General features: G+C 61.1%; 14 protein-coding genes and 1 pseudogene. 2 read left to right on the top strand and 13 right to left on the bottom strand.

Annotated elements, in window-relative coordinates; all coding sequences use genetic code 11:
• Nucleotides 1-42 precede the first annotated feature (42 nt).
• Nucleotides 43-966 carry a LysR family transcriptional regulator gene (locus JK208_RS00250; protein ID WP_211573919.1) on the top strand — a complete coding sequence of 308 codons (924 nt, stop codon included), beginning with the start codon at nt 43-45 and terminating at the stop codon, nt 964-966.
• Here JK208_RS00250 and nagB read toward each other — a convergent pair.
• The 4 genes from nagB to JK208_RS00230 are packed head-to-tail and all read right to left on the bottom strand — an operon-like array spanning nt 963 to nt 5,072.
• Nucleotides 963-1,697 (bottom strand): glucosamine-6-phosphate deaminase, encoded by a 735-nt coding sequence (nagB, locus tag JK208_RS00245; RefSeq protein WP_211573918.1) that lies wholly within the window; start codon nt 1,695-1,697, stop codon nt 963-965. The two genes, JK208_RS00250 and nagB, sit on opposite strands and share 4 nt — an antisense overlap.
• Entirely contained in the window at nt 1,694-2,803 is a 1,110-nt protein-coding gene (gene nagA, locus JK208_RS00240; RefSeq protein ID WP_211573917.1) for an N-acetylglucosamine-6-phosphate deacetylase, read from the bottom strand. Before nagA ends, nagB begins: the two co-directional genes overlap by 4 nt.
• The gene (gluP, locus tag JK208_RS00235) at nt 2,800-4,089 is read right to left on the bottom strand and encodes a glucose/galactose MFS transporter (protein ID WP_349291946.1); all 1,290 of its coding nucleotides are present in this window, start codon (nt 4,087-4,089) and stop codon (nt 2,800-2,802) included. The genes nagA and gluP overlap by 4 nt, the downstream gene beginning before the upstream one ends.
• Complete coding sequence (locus tag JK208_RS00230) at nt 4,086-5,072, bottom strand: N-acetylglucosamine kinase (RefSeq protein ID WP_211573916.1); 987 nt, start codon at nt 5,070-5,072, stop codon at nt 4,086-4,088. Before JK208_RS00230 ends, gluP begins: the two co-directional genes overlap by 4 nt.
• A gap of 359 nt (nt 5,073-5,431) precedes the next feature.
• Between JK208_RS00230 and JK208_RS00225 the strand changes: the two genes are divergently transcribed.
• The gene (locus JK208_RS00225; protein WP_249201847.1) at nt 5,432-7,585 is read left to right on the top strand and encodes a TonB-dependent receptor; all 2,154 of its coding nucleotides are present in this window, start codon (nt 5,432-5,434) and stop codon (nt 7,583-7,585) included.
• A 20-nt stretch (nt 7,586-7,605) separates the two neighbouring features.
• On the opposite strand, the gene JK208_RS00220 is transcribed toward JK208_RS00225, so the two are convergent.
• The 9 genes and pseudogenes from JK208_RS00220 to JK208_RS00180 form a co-directional block, all read right to left on the bottom strand.
• Entirely contained in the window at nt 7,606-8,829 is a 1,224-nt protein-coding gene (locus JK208_RS00220) for a DUF1501 domain-containing protein (RefSeq protein ID WP_211573914.1), read from the bottom strand.
• A gap of 3 nt (nt 8,830-8,832) precedes the next feature.
• The gene (locus JK208_RS00215; RefSeq protein WP_211573913.1) at nt 8,833-10,140 is read right to left on the bottom strand and encodes a DUF1800 family protein; all 1,308 of its coding nucleotides are present in this window, start codon (nt 10,138-10,140) and stop codon (nt 8,833-8,835) included.
• Between the two features lie 97 nt (nt 10,141-10,237).
• A pseudogene (locus JK208_RS00210) lies at nt 10,238-11,308 on the bottom strand (glutathionylspermidine synthase family protein).
• A gap of 113 nt (nt 11,309-11,421) precedes the next feature.
• Nucleotides 11,422-11,715 (bottom strand): hypothetical protein, encoded by a 294-nt coding sequence (locus tag JK208_RS00205; protein WP_249201846.1) that lies wholly within the window; start codon nt 11,713-11,715, stop codon nt 11,422-11,424.
• Nucleotides 11,716-11,781: 66 nt separating this feature from the next.
• Nucleotides 11,782-14,355, bottom strand: coding sequence for a TonB-dependent siderophore receptor (locus JK208_RS00200; RefSeq protein WP_249201845.1), 2,574 nt, complete (start codon nt 14,353-14,355; stop codon nt 11,782-11,784).
• 97 nt (nt 14,356-14,452) lie between these two features.
• Nucleotides 14,453-15,721, bottom strand: coding sequence for an ArgE/DapE family deacylase (locus JK208_RS00195; RefSeq protein WP_349291945.1), 1,269 nt, complete (start codon nt 15,719-15,721; stop codon nt 14,453-14,455).
• 111 nt (nt 15,722-15,832) lie between these two features.
• Complete coding sequence (locus tag JK208_RS00190) at nt 15,833-16,567, bottom strand: amino acid ABC transporter ATP-binding protein (RefSeq protein WP_211573909.1); 735 nt, start codon at nt 16,565-16,567, stop codon at nt 15,833-15,835.
• Entirely contained in the window at nt 16,564-19,437 is a 2,874-nt protein-coding gene (locus JK208_RS00185) for an FAD-dependent oxidoreductase (RefSeq protein WP_211573908.1), read from the bottom strand. Before JK208_RS00185 ends, JK208_RS00190 begins: the two co-directional genes overlap by 4 nt.
• The gene (locus JK208_RS00180; protein ID WP_211573907.1) at nt 19,437-20,168 is read right to left on the bottom strand and encodes an amino acid ABC transporter permease; all 732 of its coding nucleotides are present in this window, start codon (nt 20,166-20,168) and stop codon (nt 19,437-19,439) included. Before JK208_RS00180 ends, JK208_RS00185 begins: the two co-directional genes overlap by 1 nt.
• Between the last annotated feature and the right edge of the window lie 9 nt (nt 20,169-20,177).

The raw sequence follows: 20,177 nt of genomic DNA, 5'->3' as shown, positions 1-20,177 counted from the left end.
CCATTATCGGGCAAATTGATTGTTTTGATAATCAAAATCACCATGGTCGATATTTCACGCCTCGATTTCAATCTGGCCACCACGTTTCTGGCACTCTGGGAAGAACGCAGCGTCTCCAGAGCGGCACGGCGACTGGCGCTGAGCCAATCCGCCGTCAGTGCTTCTCTGGCCCGCCTGCGGGAAGCGGCGGATGACCCTCTGTTCGTCCGCACACGTGACGGCATGCAACCAACCCCTCGGGCAATTGCCATGGCGGAACCGCTGCAAAACGGAGCGACACTGATCCAGACCGCGTTCTCAACCGTCACGGCATTTGATCCGGCAACCAGCCGACAGCATTTCTCTTTGGGAATGTCCGACGACTTCCAGATCGCGGCTGGCCCCCTGATCGCAAAACGTCTGGCAGCCGAAGCCCCACGGGTTTCAGTGACATTCAGACAGGCCAACAAACATCGCGTCGAAGCTCTTTTCGAAGCAGGAGACATCGACTTTGCCGTCGTCGCACAGCCCAATATACGCTCCGGATTACAGCATCAGGAGATCGGACAATCCGGTTACGCCTGCCTGCTTGATCCAGCCGCCTGCGGCCTCACACTTCCCCTGACACTGGAAGATTACCTCACGCTGCCACATCTTCTGGTGTCCTTTTCCGGACGGGAGGGGATCGTGGACCATGTGTTGAAAACTCTGGGCCACGCGCGCCGGGTACAATCGGCGCTGACGCATTTTTCTGCGCTCCCCCCTTTCCTGATCGGAACGCGTGCCATTGCCACCCTGCCCCTCCATGCCGCGCAAAGCCTCGCTGCCGTCTCTGGCCTGACCGTCTGCGCGGCACCCATTGATCTGGGGCAGTATTCTGTGTCGCTGCTCTGGCAACGGACAGCGGATAACCTCTGGATGCGTCAGATTATCAGCGATGCTTTCCGGGAAGCACTCCCAAACATGGAAACGATCTGTCCGCGCTAACGCCGCCAGATCCGGGCCGCGGCTTCGTCCAGAATCACCGTTGCATCGTCATGAAGACGGATGGCCGTGGCACTGACAGCCTCGCTGATCGGACCGTTCAGCGCCTCGTCAACGATCGCCGCCTTGCCCTCACCAACAGCCACCAGCACCAGACGGCGCGCTTCCAGGATCGTCCCCACCCCCATCGTCAGGGCGCGTTCCGGCACACGCTCCGGGTCATCGCCAAACATGCTGCTGTTCTGCCGCCGCGTCACATCATCCAGATGGACAACCCGCGTCCGGCTGTCGAACGCGGAAGGTGGCTCGTTGAAACCGATATGCCCCGTCTCGCCAATGCCCAGAAGCTGCAACCCAAGCCCACCGGCCGCGCGAATGGCGGCCTCATAGCGCACGCACTCAGCCTCCAGATCCACAGCAACACCATTCGGAACATGCCCCTGCCCTGCGGACATGTTCACATGCGAAAACAGATGCTCCTGCATGTAATGGCTGTAGGAATTCGGGTCCGTCGGCGGCAGACCGACATATTCGTCCAGATTGAACGACGTCGTGCCGGAAAAATCCAGCGTCCCCGCGTCATGTTGCTGCACCAGAAGCTGGTAAATGCTCTCCATCGTGCGGCCCGTCGCCAATCCCAGAACGGGCGCTCCAGATCCGCGGATTTCCTCCGCGATCATGTCCGCCGCGCGCTGAAACGCCTGACCGGGCGTGTCCGTGACGATGATTTTCATACCCTGCGCTCTCCATTGACCCAGACTTCGCTGACCTGGAACCTGTCATCCAGAACCGTGAAATCCGCCAGAAGATCCGGCGCAATCGCCCCCCGGTCATGCAGCTCCAGATAGGCGGCGGCATTCGTACTGACCAGACGCGCCGCTTTCGGGAGCGACATTCCGGCATCAAGAGCATTCCGCAACGCCTGATCCAGCGTCAGAATGCTCCCCGCAAGCGTGCCATCCGGCAGCCGGACCACCCCGTTACGGATCATCACATCCTGCCCGCCAAGCTGGCTCGGACCATCGGCTTCGCCCGTACCCCGCATGGCATCCGTTACGAACAGCAGCCGCGGCCCCATCATCCGCTCCGCCAGCCGGAAACTGGCGGGATGAACATGATGCGTATCGAAGATCATTTCCCCATACGCCACATCACTGCACATCAGCGCCGTCACCGGCCCGGGACGCCGCCCCTCAATCGCCGACATGGCATTGAACAGATGCGTCCCTCCGACGGTTCCCCCGGCCGCACAGACCAGACAGATCGCCCGCTCTGCCCCCTCAAAATCCGTGGTGGTATGCCCCAGACTGACCCGGACACCCGCCTGCGCAAAGGCCTTCATGGCCGTCGGCGCGTGTTCCAGCTCCGGCGCGATCGTCACAACACGCACACACCCGGTCGCAACGGCTTCCGCCACACGCTCGGCGGTCGGCTCGATAGTGAACGGCGGCTGGGCCCCCAGCTTGTGCGGGCTGACGAACGGCCCTTCCAGATGCGCGCCATGAATGCGCGGCCCACCCTCTACGCCCCGATCACAGACTTCCGCCACCGCCCGCAACGCGTCCATGACGTCCGCCCAGGGCGCGGTGATCGTCGTCGGCAGGATCGTCGTGGTTCCGTGGCTCAGATGAAAACGCGAGAGCGTCTCGATGGCCGCAACCCCGTCCATCGTATCGGCCCCACCACCGCCATGGACATGACCGTCAATGAAGCCCGGCAGGATATAGCGCTCCGGCACTCCGGACTGAGGCACGATCTCGCGGATATGGCTGTCGAAATCCACTCGCCCCGAAACAATACGATCGCGCAGGACGATCCTGCCCTCAAGATGCGCCATCATGGCTCCTGATCCAGTGGTAAAAGCCCAGTCCGACCATAACGCCGGGCATAGAGCAGCAAGGCCAGATAAGACGGCAGAACCAGCAGCGCAAACATGCCCTGGAAGCCCACGAACGGCTTGAGAATGACGTAAATCTGCGGAATGACCGCCCCGCCACTATACGCCATGACCAACAGAGCGGATGCGAGCGGCGTCCACGCCCCGGCACCCCGAATAGCGATCGGGAAAATCGAGGGCATCAGCATGGCATTGGCTGCCCCCAGCAACGCCACGCACAGAACCGAAACATAGCCCTGCGTCAGAAACGCCGCGATCGTCAGCCCCGCGCCCAGAAAACAGGCCAGTTCCATGAGCCGCTCCTGCGTCACGATCCGCGGCACGACCAGAAACCCGAGAATATATCCCCCCAGCATCCCGGCCAGCGTCAGGGACGTGAAAAAACGCGTCTGGCTGAGCGGCAGACCAAAACCCTGCCCATAGGTTCCGATAGCATCCCCGGCCATGACTTCCACGCCGACATACAGGAACATCACGATAATCCCGAACACCAGATGCGGCCGGAAAATACGCCGGCTCCCCTCCAGAGGCCCCGGCAGCGCAGGCGCCTGCAAATCCGGCAGCGGGCAGAGCGCCACGCCGATGGCCGTCAGCAACAGAACAACAGCCATCGTCATGTAAGGCGCATAAATCGCCTGCACGAACCCCGACAGAAGCGCATTGCGCGCCACAGGGTCCGTCGTCTCCTGCGCCCGCTGGGACAGCGTTCCAATATCCCCCATCACCACAGTCGCCAGAACGATCGGCGCCAGAATTCCCGCGCATTTGTTGCACACGCCCATGATGGCAATGCGCTGCGACGCCCGCTCGGACGGCCCCAGCAGACTGACCAACGGGTTAATCACCACCTGCATCAGAGACAGCCCGGCCCCCATCACCAGCAACCCGGTCAGGGCACCCCCATAAAGACGCATGGCAATAAACTGCCCAAACAGCGCCACACCCGCCGCACATAACACGAGCGAAACAGCCAGCCCCCGCCGCAGACCAAGCCTCCGGGCCACAAAAGACGCGGGCAAGGAGAACAGGAAATACGAAAAATAGAACACCATCGGCACGAGAAAGGCGCTCGTATCGCTCAGATCAAACGCCACACGCACGAACGAAATCAGCGGACCGTTCATCCAGGTCACAAAACCCATGATGAAGAAAATCGCCGCCGCCACACCCAGAGGCGCCAGTCCATAATCCCCGGTCAGCCCCCTACCGGACTGGACAGGCCCCGTCACGAGGTCAGCCCCGCATCACGAAGTGCAACAGACACGCGCTCAATCCACGCATCATCCACGTCCCACCCAGCCAGACGCGCGGCATTGAGCAGCCCCCCTCCGACCGGCGGAAGACGCGGCGGCACAGGCGCACCATGCCGAACAGCAACGCTTTCCCGAAGAAACCGGCTCTGGAACGTTCCTCCGGCATAACTCCACGGCAGCGACGTTTCGGGAAAATGGCGCTGGGCCGCCTCGATATGGGCACAAAGATGATCCGCTGCCTCACGCATCAGCCGCCGGGCCGGTTCCAGCCCGTCTTCAGCCAGATCCGAAACAATCCGCGCCAGAGCCGCAACACTGGCCCTCGGATGACGCAGCGTCCCATACCATTCCAGAAGCGCCGTCCCACACGCCACTTTTTCAGTCGGAAGGCCCATCGCCGCCACAAACGGCGCAAAAAACGCATGATCCGCCTGATTGCGTCCATCCAGAAGCGCCGTCAGCAGCGCCAGCGCCTGACGCCCGATCCAGAACCCACTGCCCTCGTCCCCGAACAGGCCACCCCATCCACCAATCTTGACCTGACCGCCCCGACCATTCGTAGCCCATGCCACCGATCCCGTACCCGACAGAACCAGAACCCCCGCCTCCCCCGCGAAAGCCCCGGTACAGGCCATCTCAACATCGCTATAGATGTTGAAAGGTCCCGCAAAGGCGCTCCCCACGACATCGCTCTGTTCACGCCCCAGAACCCGCGTCTCCTCATATCCCGCAAGCCCCAGAGACAGCGCAGTCGTCACGGAAGGAAGCTGCTCCAGCAAAGACTGCAACACATCCTGCCATCCGGCCTGATCAAACGGATTGGACCCCGCCCCCCGAAGCACAGGCCCCAGCGATCCGTCCCTGCCCACAACAGCAAGAAGCGTCTTGGTCCCTCCACCGTCTATGGCGGCAATGCAGGGCTGATGATGGTGCGTTAGGACCGGAGAAGAGACTGTCATATTTTGACGCTTCGCTTGAGACAACAGAGGCAGAAAGAAAGACGGGCGAGCATGGCGGACGAATGATCGCATATCCAGTACCGTAATGATTTTTATCGCTTTTCAGACCCTCCTGACAGAGGCTTTTCAGTTCCAGCCTCTCCCGATTTTTCGATTAGCCCCCAAGATAGATCCTCTGCTGATTGATATAGCATATTGCATATCATAACGCTGATGCTTTAAGTCTGAGCCTGCCCCCTGATTCCGGGTGGCTGAACCCCACGCCTCAGGCCGCCCGCATGCACTTCAGCAGATATAGCAAATACTATACCATGATCAATTTACTATCGTGCCGGAAATGCTTCCGGACCTGCGGTTTGATGGCCGTCAGCCTGACCCTTATCGGCACAAGCCTCGCCAACGACACCCCATCCAGACACAAATCCCGGACCGTCAAAAAAGCCGATCCTGCGAAGAAACCCGCCCCTTCCGAACACATCAGCGTCGTCGGGCATCTCAACAGCGAACGCGCCCGCATTTTCCCCGGCCTCGGCGCCGTGGACTACACCATCGACCAGCGCCAGATCGCAACCACACCCGGCGGCCAAAACGCGGCCTTCAGCCAGATCCTCCTCCGCGTCCCCGGCGTGGTGCTGGACAGCTATGGCGAAGTCCATGTCCGCGGCGAACATGGCGGCCTGACCTATCGCGTCAACGGCGTTCTGCTGCCGGAAGGGCTGAACGGTTTCGGACAGGAACTCGACACGCGCATCATCCAGTCCGTGGACCTGCTGACCGGCACGCTGCCCGCGCAGTTCGGCTTCCGTACCGCAGGCGTGGTGGACGTCACGACCAAGACCGGTGACAGCCTCAAACACAATCAGATCTCGCTGTATGGCGGCAGCTACAACACGTTCGTCCCGTCCGTGCAGTTTGGCGGTCAGCATGGAAAACTGGACTATTTCACCACCCTGTCCTTCACCCGCAACAATATCGGCATCGAAAACCCGAGCAACACGTTCCGCGCCATCCATGACGTGACCGAACAGGAAAAAGCCTTCGCGTATCTGTCCTACCATCTCGACGACACAAGCCGGATCACGCTGCTGACGAGCGCCTCCTACGCGGATTTCGAAATCCCCAACTCGTTCAAAACGTTCGACACAACCAGCCCGGATTACACGACCCTGTACAATGTCGCGGGCGTCAATCCGCATGACCCGTCCATGAACTGGGCCAATCTGAACGACAGCCAGACCGAACAGAACTATTACGCTGTGCTGTCCTATCAGCGCACGACCGAAAAACTGAACCTTCAGGTCTCACCCTATTTCCGCTACGGCCGGATCGACTACACACCGGACCGGGACCGCGACCTGATCTATCAGGGCGTCTCGGAACATGAAGTCAACGACTTCACGACCGGCGGCATGCAGGCCGACCTGTCCTACGATATCGCCCCCCATCACACCCTACGGGCCGGTCTGCTGGGGCAGTACACCTCCGAACGGCTGGATACCGATACGCTGGCCTTCCCCGTGGACGACGCCGGAAACCAGACATCCGACATCGCAAAACGCATGATCGACAATACCGGAAACTGGTCCGTCGAAGCGGGTGCCTATATTCAGGACGAGTATAAAATTACTCGCACCCTGACCTTCAATTACGGCATCCGCTACGACCGCTTCGCCTCGTCCTTCGACAATGAAGGGCAGTTAAGCCCGCGCGCGAACATGGTCTGGAAACCCACCCGCACCACAACGCTGCATCTCGGCTATTCGCGCTATTTCGCCCCGCCGTCCCCGCAATATGTCTACCCGTCCACACTCGCGCGCTTTGCGGGCACCACCAATGCCGCCGCGAACACGATCAACAACGCCACCAAAGTCGAGAAATCGAATTACGTCGATGGCGGTATCCTCCAGCGCATCACACCCGAATTCCAGATCACGCTCGACGCCTACGCCAAATGGGCGCATGACCTCACCGATCTCGGGCAGTTCGGCCGCGCCGTCATCCTCGCCCCCTTCAGCTACAAACGCGGCCGCGTCTATGGCGCGGAATTCGGCAGCTCCTGGCGGCATGGCCCCTGGTCGATGTACGGCAATTTTTCCTACGTCAAAACCTCGGCCCGGGACATCAATTCGGCAGAGTACCAGTTCGATCTGGCGGAACTCGCCTATATCCGCAACCACGCGATCCAGCTCGACCATCAGGGCGAATTCACCGCCACCGCAGGCGCATCCTGGACCACGAAACACGACATGGCCTATGTCGATTTCGTCTATGGCTATGGCCTGCGCAGCGGCTTCGCCAATCTGGAAAAAGAGCCGCAATACGACGTCTTCAACATCGGCTACCAGCACACCTTCACGAAGGTCCCGTTCGGGCATGACATCAAAATCCGCGCGGACGTCATGAACCTGTTCGACAAACGCTACCAGCTCCGCAACGGCAGCGGCGTCGGCATCTATCAGGCCCAGTACGGCCAGCGGCGCGGCACGTTCTTCTCAGTCGTTTCGGAGTTCTGAACGGATGGAAGAACCCGGCCTCACACCGAAACAACCAGCCCCCGGGCAGGCTCCACAGCCGTGCCCGGAAAGACCGTTCCCACCGCATGCTGCGGCAGATGCAGATGATCGCACAGCACCCCCGCCGCGACCGACCGCAGATCGGTCGTCGGCGCAAGGTCCCGGTTCTCGAACAACTGCCCCGAACGCAAACCGGGCCAGGTCCCCCCGACCTTCCCGCCCGCAACCGCGCCACCCGCCAGAAACGCAACCGTTCCCGTCCCGTGATCCGTCCCGCCCGTGCCATTGATCCGCACGGTCCGTCCGAATTCCGTCAGGGCCAACACCACAGTGCGATTCCACCTCTCGCCCAGCCCCTGACGCAGCGCCCCAATGCCCCGGTCAAGCTGCGCCAGCGGTCCGCCCAGCCGCCCGAGTTGCCCGGCATGCGTGTCCCACCCCCCGATTTCCAACGCCGCCACACGCGGACCATGCGCCGTCGCCAGCATCTCCCCCGCTGCCGTGGAAAGCTGCGTAAACGCGTCGATTTTCCGCGGCTTGCCCGCAGCATCCACGCCCGGCGCAGCAGCCATACCCTCCTGCGTCATGGCGGCATCCGAAAATCCCCGCGCTTTCAGAGCATTCCGCAACGCCGGTCCCGTCACAGGGTCGGACGCATTCAGCGCCAGAATCTGACCATACAGATCCGCATCCGGATGCTGGCTTCCCGCAGGCGCATAACTTCCAACCCGCGCCGAACCACGCAACAGAAGCGGCACCGTCAGCCCCATTGCCAGCCCATACCCATCTGGCCGGTTCGCCTTGCCCTGAAGCACGGAAACAGCCCGGTTCAGCCATCCGCTCCCCAGACGCTCATCCGCCCCGCTCTCCAGATAATCCTGCGCCTCGAAATGCGACCGGCTGCGATAATGCCCCGCAACGGCATGGATCGGCAGCATCTGCCCCTGACCGTAAAGCTCGTGCAGCGTCACGAGAGACGGATGCAGCCCGTAAAACCCACCCAGATCGAGCAGCCCGCCCTCCTGCCCCGGCTCTGGCAGAACCAGCGCCCGACGATACGACGCCAGATCCGGGTCTCCATACGGCGTCACGGCCGACAATCCGTCGAGCGCACCCCGAAGCAGGATCACCACCAGACGCGGATCATCCGGCCCACCGGAAGAGCCCGCAAAAGCAAGAGAAGAACGCCCGAGCGTCCAGGCGGACGTCAGACCCAGCAGAGCAGTACGACGGGAAATCATCATGGCTCAGCGCCTCTGGAATTCAGGGGAGGAAAACAGCAGGGCCAGCGCATCCTGACGCGACCCGGCATGATGCATGGCCGTGCGGGTCTGCGGTCGCAGGGCCGGACCAAGGGCAATGTCGGCAATATCCATCGGATCACCGGTCCGGACATGCGCCGCCACGCGCCAGGCCCAGTCCGTCCGTGCCAGCATGTCCGCAGGCGCGGACCAGTCCGCCGCATCGTCGCTCCACCCGTTGGGTAGCGGCGCGGTCCACAGCGGCTGCCCGAGCGACGCAAAACCCGAAACCAACTGATGCGCCGGAGAATGCGGATCGCCCGGCTGGCTGGGCGCGCCCCCTACGGACAACGCCCGCAGAACCGCCGTGACATAATCCATGGGAGAGCGGAACTTGCCCCCGCCCAAAGCCGGTTCCGGCAATGCCCCCAGCGCCAGAGACGCCGCCCGCAGATCCCCGCCACTGGCCTGCAAAACACCCTCGACATGCCGTACGGAGGCTGGCGCTGGCGTATCCGAAACGAAATGTCGGACCATCTGCGTCGCAATATGCCGGTAGGTCGCCGGATGCGTGCCCAGAAACTGCAACGCCTGCACGCCGCCCTCCTCGCCTTCAGGGAAAGCCTGTCCCATGAGCGTTTTCACACCCGGCTCATGCGCCTTTTCGCGAAACACAAACCCCGGTTCGTCAGCTTTCAGATCCACGCCCCATCCCGTCAGGATCGCGGCAAAAGACGTCACATCCGCCTGACTGTACCCGGACGCAGGCGAGACGGTATGCAACTCCAGACATTCTCGGGCCAGATTTTCGTTCAGCCCGCGATGGCTTTTGCGCCCCGCCATGCTGTCCGGCCCGATGGAGGACGCGTTGTCCAGGTACATCAGCATCGCCGGATGCCGCATGACCGCCAGCAGCATGTCCGAAAACCGCCCCGTCACATGCGGGCGGATCGCCTCGCGCATATAGGCGCCCACAACGGCGCGCGTACTGCCCTGCCGCAGACTGACCGTGAAATGATTGAACCAGAACCAGACGAGCCGCTCCCGGAACGGCTGCTCCGTCAGAAGCAGATTGTCCATCTGTGTTGCGACTTCAGCCTGAAAGATCGGCTTGACCAGCGGATCGCCCTGCATCTTGGCCTTCCGCTGTTCCCGTAGCGCCACCAGCCCGTCCGCACACGGCCCCACACCCGCAAACACGGCCCTGTCCGGCCCGGTCAACTGACCAGCCAGCCAGTCCTGAACGGACAGACCAGAACTGGAGCCATCCCGCTGGCCCCACCCAAACCTGTTGATTGCGCTGACTGATCGCATGGCATCCTCGCGAAACGGGGCGATAACGGGAGTCGGCACCCTACAGAACGCTGGGCCGTCCATGTGGCAAAAGATGGGCCGTAGCATGTGAAGTTTTTTAGAAACGCTTCCTCAACACCGCGCGCCATCGCGCCAGCCTGCCGGGCGCTTCACACACCAGATGCGGCACGATGGGCGATGTATGCCGCACGATCGGGTCCGCACTCTCCCGCATCGTCAGTCCCGCAAACCGCTCCCCCACGATCCACGCCCCTACCGACGCCGTCACCCCGTCGATCCGGTGATCCGCAAATTCCTGAAAAATTTTCGGATACGCCCCATACGTCCCGCCCTCGGCACAAACTGTTCGTCCGCCTGCAATGATGCGCACATTCTCCCCGCCGCGGGCATGGATCGGTTTTTCCACATAAGGCGCCCCGGCCTTCCCCCCACGCCCGCGACGCAGATCCTCGGGCGCATATCCCGCCGCCAGCAGGTTGGGATGCCCGGGATACCGCCGCCACAAAGCTGGCAAAAGCGCCTTGTTCGACAAAAGCGCCGTCTAGGGCGGATTGAGAAACGTACAGCCACATCCCCGCAGATGCCGCGCCCCGGAATCTCGAAACATCAACTCCCACGGATACATGCGGATCATGCTGCGAACGATCCGCCCCCGATGCAGAAGCTGACCATCCTGCGTCACCTCCAGATCCCGCAACTCGCAGTGAACCGCCTCCAAGCCCGCCTGCTCGGCCCATTCCCGGTAATAAACGGCATGCGTGGTGTCTTCGAGATTGTCGGGATAGGGCACGATATGCACCATGTGCCCTATCCGCCCCGCCCGCCTCAGTGCGGCCAGACGCTCCACCAGAGCCCGCGCATCCAGAGGCGCATGACCATCAGCCCCGCCGCATTGCTGGTGCCAGAGGTCCTGCATCCGCGTGCTTTCCGGCAGTGTCGCAGGCGTATCGGCATTATATTCAATCAGCTTTGGCCGCCCGCCGCACCACGCCAGATCAAACCGCCCGATCAGAAACGGGTCCCCCCGCCTCCAGGACTCCCGCACCACATCCTGCATGGCGGCCGGAATATGAAACGCATCCAAGCCACCAGGCCGTCGAACAGCCTCGTCCACAACCTCCAGACAGAGCCGATGCAGCGTTTCGGCCACGTTGCGAACACACGCCATGCGAAACTTCCATCAGTATTGCGATAATAATGATAACCAAGCCGATCGGCCTGACTCTGCCAGTCCGGTCTCGCACAGGATATCAGACGGCGGATCTGCCCCACGGACCGACCCTATTCGCCCCCGCCCGCATGTCCGCCCGCGCTTTCCCCAAACCCGGCATGCCCCGCGGACTCAGCCTCGCCGTCGCCATGCCCGGCTCGGCCGTCACGGTCCCTGCCAGAGGAGATATATACACCATGCCCCGAAGAACTGCCCTGCTCGGGGCAGTTCTGGGGCCGCTTGTCAGATGCTGCCGCGCAGGGGGCCGGCCGCGCCGCCTGAGGATGCCGCATCGTCAGGCCAAGAACCCCCAGCCCGACAACCAGAGCGCCCGCCCCCACACCCCAAGCAATCCCGTTTTTCATCATTCATCTGCAGATATGTTTGCCTGATACCAACCGTAACACATCCACAGACGAAGATAAGAACTCTCAGAGCGTGAAGTTCACACGCCCGTAATAATACCCACCCGTCATCGGCACCTGAGACGAGAACGTATCATAAGGGTTGGCACCAAGCTGGTTCAGCTCACCCGGCAGCTTGCGCGGACGGATATTGAAGATGTTGTTCGCCCCCACCGCCAGATGCCAGCGCGAATTGACCCGATACCCGATCTCCAGATCCGTCAGCCAGCGCGGAGAATTCTTGAACTGCGCAAAACAGCTGCTGGACTGCTGAAGCTGCTTGCCATCAATTGGACAGATCGCCGCCGTAGGCGTCCAGTCCTGATACGTCATCATACCGGTCGTTTCGCCATAACGGGTCTGGCGCAGGTTCACGTCCCATTTCCCGATTGTCCAGAACGCATTCAGAATGATCTTGCTGCGCGGATAAGCCGTAGTGAGGTAAGCGATATTCTGTGCATTCAGCAGCGGTGATCCCGTCGCAGACATTCCGTTATGCGACAGACGCGTACGGTTCAGGTCCAGCGCCATCGACAGGCTCAGGTTGCCGAAGCGATGCATGCGGAACATGTAATCCGCCTTGATATCCAGACCCTGCGTCCGCGTGCTGGCACCGTTCGTGAAGTAATAGGTCTGCACGGCGTTTTCGGAAAGCTGCGTCAGGGCCGGAAGCGAAACGCCCATGCCTTCCAATGCTGCAATCGCAGCCGGACCCGTCACGTTACCACCCTGCACGACGCGATCGCGGATGTTGATCTGATAGACATCGGCCTCGACATGGAAACCGTCGACAGGTTCAAGAACAATGCCACCTGTCGCACTGGTCGAGCGTTCGGGCTTGAGGGGAGACGCCCCTGTCGCACGCGCTTCGGAAGACGAAACCGGCAACAATCCCAACACCGATGTCGGCCCGACATTGATGGCGCTGTAATGCTGTTCGGCCATGGTCGGCGCGCGGAAACCGTTGCTGATCGTCGCACGCAGGCCAATACGCTTGGTGATATCGTAACGCGTGGAAACCTTGCCGTTCTCGGTATTTCCGACGTCGGTATAGTGTTCGAAACGACCGGCGAAATCGAGATCCCAGTTCTTCAGCAGATGGAAATCGCCATCCAGATAAGCCGCCCAGACATCACGATCCCACTTGCCAGCATCCTGCGGCGTCAGCCCCGCCAGCGCCGAAGTGCCACCATATTCGTAAGATGCGGGTTCGCCAGCCAGAATAGTATATTGTTCCAGACGCTGTTCGCCACCGAAAGCCACCGTGACGGGGACCACGTTGGCAATCTTGAAGTTCCGACGCAGATCGAGATTGTTCGTCCACTGCGCCAGACGGAAATTGGAGGTCCGCACGGTCGTCGGCGTGTAGCCCGTGGCCGCATACATGTTCGGATTGGTGGTGTTCTGGTTGGAAATCTTGTCCAGATCCTCACCCCAGGTGCTGCTCAGATCCCAGTCGAAACCGAGGAGATGACGACCCTTCAGGCCCAGCGTCGCAGCATAATCGTTCTCGTCGATCGTCTCCAACGGCGAATAGCCATATGGAAACAGCTCTGGATTGCTGGCGCTGGCACCCGAGGGAACACGATAATTCTCATACGCTTCCGCATGGCGGTGCGCGTAGGTGATCTGCCCGTAAAACTGGATATTATCGGTCAGGTTCTTGCCGAAATCGATCCCCAGATTTTCGCGCGTTTCTTCCGGCGTGCTCATGATCTTGTTGGAGTTCTTGGGCACTTTGACCGACCCGGTATACAGCTCGTTCGCTGCCCCCGGTGGGACATAACCCGCCAGACGGTTATCAACCGTGTTGGTTACGAAATGGTCCGTATGGTAAACCTGTGCCGCAATATGAGCATAGCCATCACGGCCGAGTTTGAAGCCACCATCAGCGTTGAGCTGGTATTGCCAACCATCACCGTTATAGGCGTTCGCCCCCGTCTGAGCGCTCATATTCAGCCCGTGATCCTGCTTTTTGGTGATGATGTTCACCACACCAGCAATGGCATCAGAGCCGTACATCGCAGCGGCGCCGTCTTCGAGAACCTCGATATGATCGATCATGTTGGACGGGATCATGTTCAGATCCACGGGCGTCGCGCCAAAATTCGGACCGGCATCGGCATTGATGTTGGCCGTGGTGTGCCGACGCTTGCCATCCAGCAGAACCAGAACCTGATTCGGATTGAGGCCGCGCATCCGGATGAAGGACGTCAGTGCACCGGCGTCATTGCCCATCGTGCTCATATTGATGGACGGATAGGTCTTGGTCAGCGCATCGGCGAGGTTCATCATGCCTGAGCGACGCAGCGTCGCACTGGACAGGACCGTGATCGGGCTGGTGCTTTGACGGGCGTGGCGGTTGGACGCATGCGTTCCGGTGACGATCACGCCTTCTTCGCTTCCGGCGATGACATCCGCAGGCCGATGTTTCGCCGCAGGCGGCCTGCGCGTCTTCGGAGATACCGTTTTGGACGGCGCTTTGTGAACGGACGCCTTCGCCGGCTCCGGCACGGCTTTTTCCGAGGCTGCAAAAACCGATCCACTACAGACGCTGACGGAGAGGAACGTAGAGTAAAGCGCAAGTTTCCTGATGTTCATAATCGGCTCCATCGCCCTGGCGCAGCACAGGGATATCAGTCAGAAACAGTCGGATCGCATAACGGAATTATGCGGGATTTTTATTCCGAATTCGGAATTACTCGGATTCAGAACGTAAAAGGCGGGAAAGTGCCGTTGCGACAACCTTCGTCGCACGACGCATATCTTCCAGAACCACATGCTCGTTCGCACGATGGCCATTGGCATCCTGAAGACGACGCGGACCAGCCCCGTACAGAACGGTCGGATAGCCCGCATTGCTATAAATTCTGGCATCCGTGAACAACGGCATACCCTTGACGGCAATCCGTTCCCCGAACACCGTTTCGGCAGCGTCCTGCAAGGCTCCGATCAAAGGGGCCTGCCCCTTATCCGGAACCAGTGGCAGCGCCAGAAGATGCTGCGTTACGACGCAACTCACGCCCGGCACATCTACCGCATTCACAATAAGCTGCCGCAGATCCGCCTCGACCTCGGCCGCTTTTTCGTCTGGCAAAATCCGGCGCTCAAGCCGGAATGTCGCCTGTTCGGGCACGACGTTTGCTGCAACGCCACCATTGATCGTACCAACGACGAGCGTCGGCGATTCAATACCCGGAATGGAACAGACCATCTTCGCCAGCCCGTCCCGATAAGCGTACAGAGCCGTCATCACACGGCACGCCGCCTCGATGGCATCGGCGCCCGTCTCGGGCCATGCGGAATGCGCGGCCTTGCCCGTGAAAGCCACATCAAGCTGAAGGCTGCCATTATGGGCAATCATCACGTCATAGGTAAAACCGGCACTGATGACGTAGTCGGGAGTGCTCAGCTTTTCCGAGAGAAGCCAACCCGGCCCGACATGACCACCGATTTCCTCGTCATAGGTCAGATGAAGCTCGACCGTGCCAGACAGGTCAGAACCGGCTTCCTTCAGCGCGCGCAGCGCAAAGGCATAGGTCGCAAAATCTGACTTCGAGACCGCGGCCCCCCGTCCATAAAGCCTGCCATCTTCAATGATGCCGCCATACGGATCATGCACCCAGCCCTCGCCGGGGGGCACGACGTCCCCATGCGCATTGAGCGCAATGACAGGGCCGCTGCCATTTCCGAAACGCTCCCGGATGATCAGATTCGTTGCGCTCTGCATACCGTGCCGTTGCACGAAGTCCTGCGGAACAGCATGGCATTCAACTTCAACACCGAGTGCCCGCAGCCTGTCGGCGGAAAACCGGGCGTGCGGCGCGCAGTCACCGGGCGGATTGTCCGACGGGACGCCGACGAGATCCTGAAGGAACGGCACCTGACGCAGATCGAAATCCCGGTCGATGACATGACCCAGACGTTCGCTCGCCGTTTTCTCACAACAGGAAGTCTTTTCAAGCACAGCGCCTTCTCCCACCGGATCGCCTGACAGTCCTCAGTTCATATTCTCTTTGTATACGAACTGAATTCGATCCTGAAGCGGAATGTTGCCTCTTGCTGAAAATATTTCCTTTTAGCTTGGGTGCGCCTCCTCAAACCGCAGAAAAGCCTGCGCTCTGGCCGAACAGCGCCCTGCAAAAAAATCTGCCGCCGGGCAGTCATCGACGATCTCGCCCGCATCCACGAACAGAATCCGCGTCGCGACCTGACGCGCGAATCCCATCTCATGGGTGACGCACATCATGGTCATGCCCTCGCGCGCCAACTCCGTCATGACCTGAAGGACTTCCTGCACCATTTCAGGATCGAGCGCCGATGTCGGCTCGTCGAACAGCATCACATCCGGCTTCATCGCCAGAGCGCGTGCAATCGCCGCCCGCTGCTGCTGCCCGCCAGACAGGGCGATCGGATATTTGTCCGCATGCTGTTCCAGCCCGACCCGGCGCAGAAGCGTTTTCGCATGCTCGCGAAGTTCTTCCTTCCCCCGTTTCTGGACCAGACGCGGGGCCAGCATGATGTTGTCCAGAATGCTCAGATGGGAAAAAAGCTCGAAGCTCTGAAAGACCATCCCCGCTTTCGCCCGCAGCGCTGAATGATCGGTGTTCGCGGAACGCACGGCCATGCCATCAACGTAGATCTGCCCACTCTCGAACGTCTCCAGCGCATTGATGCATTTGATGAGCGTGGACTTACCCGAACCCGAAGGGCCGCAGACAACCACAACCTCCCCTCTGCCGATCTCCGCCGAACAGCCCTTGAGCACCTGAAAGGCGCCATATGATTTCGTCACGGTATCCAGCGTGATCATGACGGATCTCCATAAAAGCGTGCAGGAGAAAAGATCTCCAGATCAGGACGTTCGGAGCGGCGCAGAACCATATCCGCGACATGCCGCCCCATGGCCGGAGCTAACGTGACCCCATTGGCTGTTACAGCCGTAAAGAAGCCCGGTACGTCCGGACTTTCTCCAAGGATCGGAGCCCCGTCGATATCGATGTTCATTGCAGCCCAGCTCCGAACGACATTCACGGCCCCCAGCGCCGGAACCAGCCTTTGTGCCACCCAGAGATTTCCTTCCAGATTTTCCCGAAGCGGTCGCGGATGCCCATGCACCGGATCAAGCCCCGCACTCCATCCGCCGCCGATCAGCAGCGAGCCATTCTTGGCCTGTTTGAGCGTGAGATGCCGGCTTGCATGGGCCAGAAGCGAAAAGACCAGCGGAGCCACAGGCTCGGTCACGATCATCTGCAACGGCGCACCAAAAACCGGCAGCCGACGTCCGACCAGCCCCGCGACTTCTCCCGCATAGGCACCGGCCGCATTCACCATCGCTCCGGCCGACCAGCGCTTTGACCCCGCGTTAACATGAAACCGTGTGCCATCGGGCTGGATTGCGGACAAGGCTGTAAGTTCCTCAACCCGAACGCCCGCGCGCCGTGCCCGCGCCAGAACAGCCTGCGTTGCCGCCATCGGGTTGATTTTGCCTTCCTCGGAGCAATACGCCCCGCCCAGAAAACCATCTCTCAGATTGGGCTCGATCCCGTGCAATTCGTCCGATGCCAGAAGCCGCGCGTCGACGCCAAGGGCCTGTTCGACCGCGACTTTGCTGCGCAGACGGTCCATATCGGTTTCGGTTTCCGCCACCACCAGTCCGCCGCTGACCTTGATCTCCAGATCGCGATCAAACGTCGTGCGCAGCGACTCCCACATCCGGATGGATTCCCGCTGCAACGCCAGCGTCCGCGCAGGCATGGACGGTCCGTTCGTATCCGCGCTGGCGTCGAACGCCATGAGCTGCGCGTGCAGACTGCCCGCATTGCCGCCCGAAGCCAGCGCCCCGGCCCGACCACGTTCGAGCACCACGACACTTTTCCCGGCTTCGGCGAGAAACAGCGCCGTGAAAAGCCCGACGATCCCGCCACCCACGACCACGACATCCACAGTCTCGATAGCGCCGGAAACCGATGCCCCCACTGCTCCCAGCCCCGATGGAATGGGAACACGGACATGCCCTCGCCATTCCGGTTTTTGACGCGCAAGGGCCGCAACCGGAACCGGCCGCAGCGGAATCTGCGGTGCGGTAAAATCCTTTTCGTTTTTCGGCTCCGGCAGCATCTTCATCAGCGAGGCCTGACAGAACCGCCCCTGACACCGCCCCATTCCGGCCCGTGTCGCTCGTTTGAGAGACGCCAGATCGGTGATCCCATCTTCCGACACGCGGGCCCGGACAGTCCCTGCGGTCACGCATTCGCATCGGCACAGGATGGTCGTCTCCTGAGGGGACGGCAGCGAGACAACCGGATCATACAGCTTCCACAGAAGCTCCTGAAAACGCGCATTATCGCGATATACCCGCCGACTGCGTTCCAAACCGGACGGGACCGGTTTTCCTGCCCGTTCCAGCAGTCTGGCCGCACACAGCATCCCTTGAGCCTGCGCCAGAAAAGCACCTCCAAAACGCCCGGCCTCACCAATAACGGACACATCCGCCTGATCGGTCTTTCCGTCGGGCTCTCGGCCCGTCTCGGGATGGGTCACGGGCCAGTTCCGGATCTCCTGTCGGCAGCCCAGAAGCCGTGGCAGTTCACTGGCGGGAACAAATCCGTCTCCGAGGCAGACAGTCTGCGTCTCGATCCAACGTTCTGCGCCTCCCTGCTGCTGCACCGCCACCCGCTCGACACGATCCTCGCCCTCGATGCGGGTCACAACGCTTCCCCACAGCACCGGCACCCTAGCCCGACGCAATGTCGCCAGATGCCGCATCCCCGCGAGCGCAAGACGAGGCGACGCCACCGATAGCCGTGTGGCCAGAAAGGACCGCTTGACGGGCGCAGGCGCTGAATCCACAACGGCCGCCACGTCTGCGCCACGCCGGACCAGTTCCGCCGCAAGCTGAAGATTGAGCGGGCCATTCCCGGCAACGACGATCCGCCCCGGAGCCACCGCTTCATAGGCGCGCAGCATTGTCTGCCCGGCCCCCGTCGTGATGACCCCCGGCAACGTCCAGCCTGGTCGGGCCGCAGGCGTTTCCTGCGCGCCCGTCGCCACGACGATGTGCTGCGTGCGGATATAGAACGCCTCACCATCCCGCAGCCCACCGATGACGAGAGCGCCCTCTTCGCGATGGGCGCTCCAGACGAGCGTGTCGTGCCACAGCCGCGCGCCACTGGCCCGCATGGCTTCAATCAGGGACCTCCCCTTGCGACCCTGATCATCCTGCCGCTCCGGATGAACCGCGTTCTGTTTGAAATACTGGCCGCCCGGAATATGGCGTTCATCCACGATGAGAACATCCATCCCACCGCGCGCCAGTTCGGTCGCCGCAACCAGACCCGCCGGTCCAGCGCCCACCACCAACACATCGCAGGCATGTTCAGCCAGACGCTCCTCACCTTTCGCCAGACAGGCTGAAACAGCCGCATCCGGAAGACGGTCATTACTACGAACCCGCATCCCGTCCCGCACCGACGTCATGCATCCCCGGCGGGACATCTGCCCGTCCACCTCCAGCAGACACTCCTGACAGGCCCCGATCCCGCAGAACGGACCACGCTCCGATCCATCCGGCGCCGTCCGGTGCGCAATTCTGCCCGCGGCCATCAGCGCAGCCGTCAGGGTCTGTCCGGGTTTTGCGGAGACGCTGGTGTCATTGAACGTGAAGTTCAACCGCTCCGACATCAGCGCGCATCCTGCGTCGTCGCGGGAAGTTCGATGGCCTCAACTGCTGCGATTTTCTGCTGGCGACGATAGGGCCGCTCCGCATAATGCTCGATCCGCCGTTGCAGGAAGTCCCATGCCGTCGTCATCAGCAGATAATACAGCGCCGCCACCGAAAACAGTTCCAGCACCATGAACTGGTCCTGCACCAGAATCTGGCTGCGCTGCATCAGTTCCTCCATGGAAATGACAGAGGTCACACTGGTCGTCTTGAGCAGACCGTTTACCGAATTGCCCAGCGGCGGGATGATGAGCCGGAACGCCTGCGGAAATGCGATCCGCCAGGCGATCTGCCGCTCGCTCAGGCCCAGCGCCCGTGCCGCCGCGATCTGGCCAGTTGGCACGGCATTCAGCCCCGCACGGATAATTTCCGCGAGATACGCTGCCTCGTTCAGTGTCAGCCCAATAATCGAACACGCCAGAACACTCAGCCGGATATCCAGCTTCGGCAGACCGGTATAGATCACGACCAGCTGGACCAGCAGCGGTGTGCCCCGAAAAAACCAGACATAAAACCGCGCAGGCCAGGACAGCAGACGGCGCTGCGAGCGCTTCATGACCGCAATCAGCAGCCCCAGAAGAAACCCCATCACCATCGAGACGGCCGTCATATAGACCGTAATGAGCGCGCCCCGGAAGATATAGGGGCTGCCGAGATAGGTGAAGAAGCCGTGCCAGCTCCAGATCTGCATGTCGATGCC

The organism is Gluconobacter sp. Dm-74 (genome assembly GCF_018256135.1).
GTDB classification, from domain to species: Bacteria; Pseudomonadota; Alphaproteobacteria; order Acetobacterales; family Acetobacteraceae; genus Gluconobacter; species Gluconobacter cadivus.
The sequence above is the reverse complement of the archived record's forward strand: the minus strand, read 5'-3'. Positions and strand labels throughout refer to the sequence as shown.

Bases quoted from the DNA above. Each gene is read 5' to 3' on its own strand.
- JK208_RS00250 (WP_211573919.1), top strand. From the start codon at position 43: ATGGTCGATATTTCACGCCTCGATTTCAATCTGGCCACCACGTTTCTG.
- nagB (WP_211573918.1), bottom strand. From the start codon at position 1,697: ATGAAAATCATCGTCACGGACACGCCCGGTCAGGCGTTTCAGCGCGCG.
- nagA (WP_211573917.1), bottom strand. From the start codon at position 2,803: ATGATGGCGCATCTTGAGGGCAGGATCGTCCTGCGCGATCGTATTGTT.
- JK208_RS00230 (WP_211573916.1), bottom strand. From the start codon at position 5,072: ATGACAGTCTCTTCTCCGGTCCTAACGCACCATCATCAGCCCTGCATT.
- JK208_RS00225 (WP_249201847.1), top strand. From the start codon at position 5,432: ATGGCCGTCAGCCTGACCCTTATCGGCACAAGCCTCGCCAACGACACC.
- JK208_RS00220 (WP_211573914.1), bottom strand. From the start codon at position 8,829: ATGATGATTTCCCGTCGTACTGCTCTGCTGGGTCTGACGTCCGCCTGG.
- JK208_RS00215 (WP_211573913.1), bottom strand. From the start codon at position 10,140: ATGCGATCAGTCAGCGCAATCAACAGGTTTGGGTGGGGCCAGCGGGAT.
- JK208_RS00205 (WP_249201846.1), bottom strand. From the start codon at position 11,715: ATGAAAAACGGGATTGCTTGGGGTGTGGGGGCGGGCGCTCTGGTTGTC.
- JK208_RS00200 (WP_249201845.1), bottom strand. From the start codon at position 14,355: ATGAACATCAGGAAACTTGCGCTTTACTCTACGTTCCTCTCCGTCAGC.
- JK208_RS00190 (WP_211573909.1), bottom strand. From the start codon at position 16,567: ATGATCACGCTGGATACCGTGACGAAATCATATGGCGCCTTTCAGGTG.
- JK208_RS00185 (WP_211573908.1), bottom strand. From the start codon at position 19,437: ATGTCGGAGCGGTTGAACTTCACGTTCAATGACACCAGCGTCTCCGCA.
- JK208_RS00180 (WP_211573907.1), bottom strand. From the start codon at position 20,168: ATGCAGATCTGGAGCTGGCACGGCTTCTTCACCTATCTCGGCAGCCCC.